General features: G+C 56.4%; 4 protein-coding genes. 3 read left to right on the top strand and 1 reads right to left on the bottom strand.

Going from position 1 to position 2,778, the window contains the following annotated elements:
- Window positions 1-107: 107 nt before the first annotated feature.
- The 3 genes from ACIOU6_RS27805 to ACIOU6_RS27795 are packed head-to-tail and all read left to right on the top strand — an operon-like array spanning window position 108 to window position 2,260.
- Window positions 108-1,511, top strand: a complete 1,404-nt coding sequence (locus ACIOU6_RS27805) for a sodium-dependent transporter (RefSeq protein ID WP_401139927.1) — start codon at window positions 108-110, stop codon at window positions 1,509-1,511.
- A 7-nt stretch (window positions 1,512-1,518) separates the two neighbouring features.
- Complete coding sequence (locus tag ACIOU6_RS27800; RefSeq protein WP_016986510.1) at window positions 1,519-1,953, top strand: type II toxin-antitoxin system RatA family toxin; 435 nt, start codon at window positions 1,519-1,521, stop codon at window positions 1,951-1,953.
- Window positions 1,946-2,260: an RnfH family protein gene (locus tag ACIOU6_RS27795; RefSeq protein ID WP_401139925.1), complete on the top strand. Its 315-nt coding sequence runs from the start codon at window positions 1,946-1,948 to the stop codon at window positions 2,258-2,260. The genes ACIOU6_RS27800 and ACIOU6_RS27795 overlap by 8 nt, the downstream gene beginning before the upstream one ends.
- Before the next feature lie 61 nt (window positions 2,261-2,321).
- Here the strand turns inward: ACIOU6_RS27795 and ACIOU6_RS27790 are convergent.
- A partial coding sequence (locus ACIOU6_RS27790; protein WP_401139923.1) for an outer membrane protein assembly factor BamE occupies window positions 2,322-2,778 on the bottom strand: 457 nt, incomplete at its 5' end.

The raw sequence follows: 2,778 nt of genomic DNA, 5'->3' as shown, positions 1-2,778 counted from the left end.
AGATGGAGAGAAATCGCCGTCGGCTACGGTGAAGCTGCGTGCGTGCCCAGGCTGAGTGAATGCCGGACAATGCGGCCTCTTTTTCTAACGCTTGGGCGTGATAAACGATGTCGACAGACAAGGTTTCTGTCCACGGCAGTTGGGCTAGCCGCTGGGTATTCATACTCGCCGCGACCGGTTCGGCCGTGGGACTGGGTAGTATCTGGAAATTCCCCTATATGGTCGGGATGTACGGCGGCGGCGCGTTTGTATTGATGTTTCTGGCGTGCATCGCACTGATCGGCATCCCTGTCATGCTCGCTGAAACCCTGATAGGCCGGCGCGCCCGGCAAAGTCCGGCAAATGCCCTGAAGGTGCTGGCGCTGGAGGCTGGGCACTCGCCCAAGTGGTCGTGGGGTGCGTTTGCCGGGATGATCACGGCATTGCTGATTCTGTCTTTCTATAGCGTTGTGGGTGGCTGGTCGCTGGATTACATCATCGACATGGGGCGCGGCGACTTCCAGGGCGCTACGGCTGATCAGGTCGGCGCCTACTTTGGCAATGTCATTGCCGATCCTTGGCGCCTGACACTTTGGCATACGATTTTTATGCTGCTGTCGGCGCTGGTCATCGCCAAGGGTGTGGTTGCAGGGCTTGAGCGCAGCCTGCGGATCATGATGCCGCTGCTATTCGTGATGATTCTGGTGCTGCTGGGTTACAGCATGACCACTGGGCACTTCTTGGAAGGCGTGCATTTCATGTTCGACTTTCACCCGGAAAAAGTCCTCGACGGTTTGCTGCCCGCCATGGGCCACGCGTTCTTCTCTTTGAGCGTGGGCGTTGGCTCGATCATGATCTACGGCGCCTACATGCCCAAGAGTGCGTCATTGTCCGGCACGGTTGTCGGCGTTGCATTGCTCGACACGTTTGTTTCGCTGGTGGCCGGTCTAGCCTTGTTTCCTATTGTGTTCGCCGGCGGGCTGAACCCTAGCGAGGGGCCTGGCCTGATGTTCGTCAGTCTGCCATTTGCTTTTGGTAACGTGGCTTTTGGTCAGTTGATGGGCGTTGTGTTCTTTGTTCTGGTGGCGGTTGCGGCTTGGAGTTCGGCAATTTCGTTGCTCGAACCCATGGTTGCCTACTTGGTGGAGCGCACGAAAGTCAGGCGCGCCTGGGTGACATTCTGGCTGGCATTCACCTGCTGGTTCGTCGGTTTGGGCACGGTGTTCTCCTTCAATATCTGGAAGGAAGCCAAATTTTTCGTGAACGAAGGCGGGATGTTCCATCTCTACCAATGGGGCGCTCAGAGTGGCCTTGATTTCTTCGGTGTGATCGATTTCTTCACCTCGCGGATCATGTTGCCGTTGGGTGGGTTGTGTTTCGTGCTATTTGCCGGATGGGTGATGGGGCGTGAAGCAGTGCGTGACGAGTTGTCGATTCGTAACCCGGCGCTGTTTGCCCTGTCTTTGTTCTTGATGCGCTATGTGGCGCCCATCGGCATTCTTGTAGTGTTTGCCACCCAGCTCTGGAAGTGACGCTTACATGACGACACATATTCAACGATCGGCGCTGCTGCCGTACCCGGCGCAATTTCTCTACGACCTGGTCAACGACGTGGCGCGTTATCCGGAGTTTTTGCCGTGGTGCTCGTCCGCTGAAGTACTGGAAAGCTCGCCCGAGCATATGCGTGCCAGTGTTGGCGTGGCCAAGGGAGGCCTCAGTCAGCATTTCGTGACGCGCAACACGCTGGTACCTGGGCAATCGATCGAGATGAATCTCGAAGAGGGCCCTTTCAATCAGTTGCACGGCGTTTGGGTGTTCAAGGTGTTGAACGAGAAGGCCTGCAAGATCAGTTTGGATCTGTCCTTCGACTACGCAGGGCCGCTCGTACGCGCCACGCTGGGGCCGCTGTTCAATCAGGCTGCGAATACTCTGGTGGACGCGTTCTGCCAGCGTGCCAAGCAGATGCATGGTTGAAGCGGTGATCGAGATAGAGGTCGTGTATGCGGCCGTTGATCGTCAGGTGCTGCGTACGGTCAGCTTGGTTGAGGGGGCGACCGTGCGATCGGCGGTGTTTGCCTCGGGTATCAATATCGAGTTTCCTGAGTTGAATCTGTCTGAGTGTCCGTTGGGGATTTTTGGCAAAGTGGTTTCCGATCCGGATACAAGGCTTGTTCAGGCGGGGGATCGCATTGAGATTTACCGACCGCTGCTCGCCGACCCAAAAGAGGTTCGGCGTTTGCGCGCGGCTAAAGCAGCCGAAGCCAAAGCTCGAAATCAGTGAGTAAGCCAATCTGCAAGCAATAAAAAACCCGGAATTTCCGGGTTTTTTATTGGCTCGCCAATTATTGCGGCGAGGTGTCCAGCGGCTCTGGTGTCGGAACCGGAACGGTTTCTACACCATCAACTTCCTTCTGGATCTGATCCAGCATGGAACCTGGCTTGACCGGTTTTTCCGGTTTTGGCTTCTCGGCGTTTTCAGCAGGAGCGGTCACGGTGGTGTCACTGTCCTTGCCGAGAATGGCTTCGTCACGGCTTACGCCCGGCATGAAGTCACCAGACAGGCTGACAAGCTGGTCGTTTGAGTTAAAAATAACGCTGATGCGTTCCTGTTGGCGTTCACCGCCACCCGGTTGCAGGCTGTACAGATAATCCCAGCGATTGGCATGGAACGTATCGGCAAGCAGGGGGTTGCCCATGATAAACCGTACTTGCGGCCGGGTCATTCCCGGGCGTAACTGGTCTATCATGTCCTGCGTGACGACATTGCCCTGCTGGATGTCGATTTTGTAAACCCCTGGG

The sequence above is a fragment of the Pseudomonas sp. NPDC087615 genome (genome assembly GCF_044743445.1).
Taxonomy (GTDB): Bacteria; Pseudomonadota; Gammaproteobacteria; order Pseudomonadales; family Pseudomonadaceae; genus Aquipseudomonas; species Aquipseudomonas baetica_A.
Note: the sequence above shows the minus strand (reverse complement) of the source record. Positions and strands in the feature narration are given on the sequence as shown.

Bases quoted from the DNA above. Each gene is read 5' to 3' on its own strand.
- ACIOU6_RS27795 (WP_401139925.1), top strand. From the start codon at position 1,946: ATGGTTGAAGCGGTGATCGAGATAGAGGTCGTGTATGCGGCCGTTGAT.
- ACIOU6_RS27800 (WP_016986510.1), top strand. From the start codon at position 1,519: ATGACGACACATATTCAACGATCGGCGCTGCTGCCGTACCCGGCGCAA.
- ACIOU6_RS27805 (WP_401139927.1), top strand. From the start codon at position 108: ATGTCGACAGACAAGGTTTCTGTCCACGGCAGTTGGGCTAGCCGCTGG.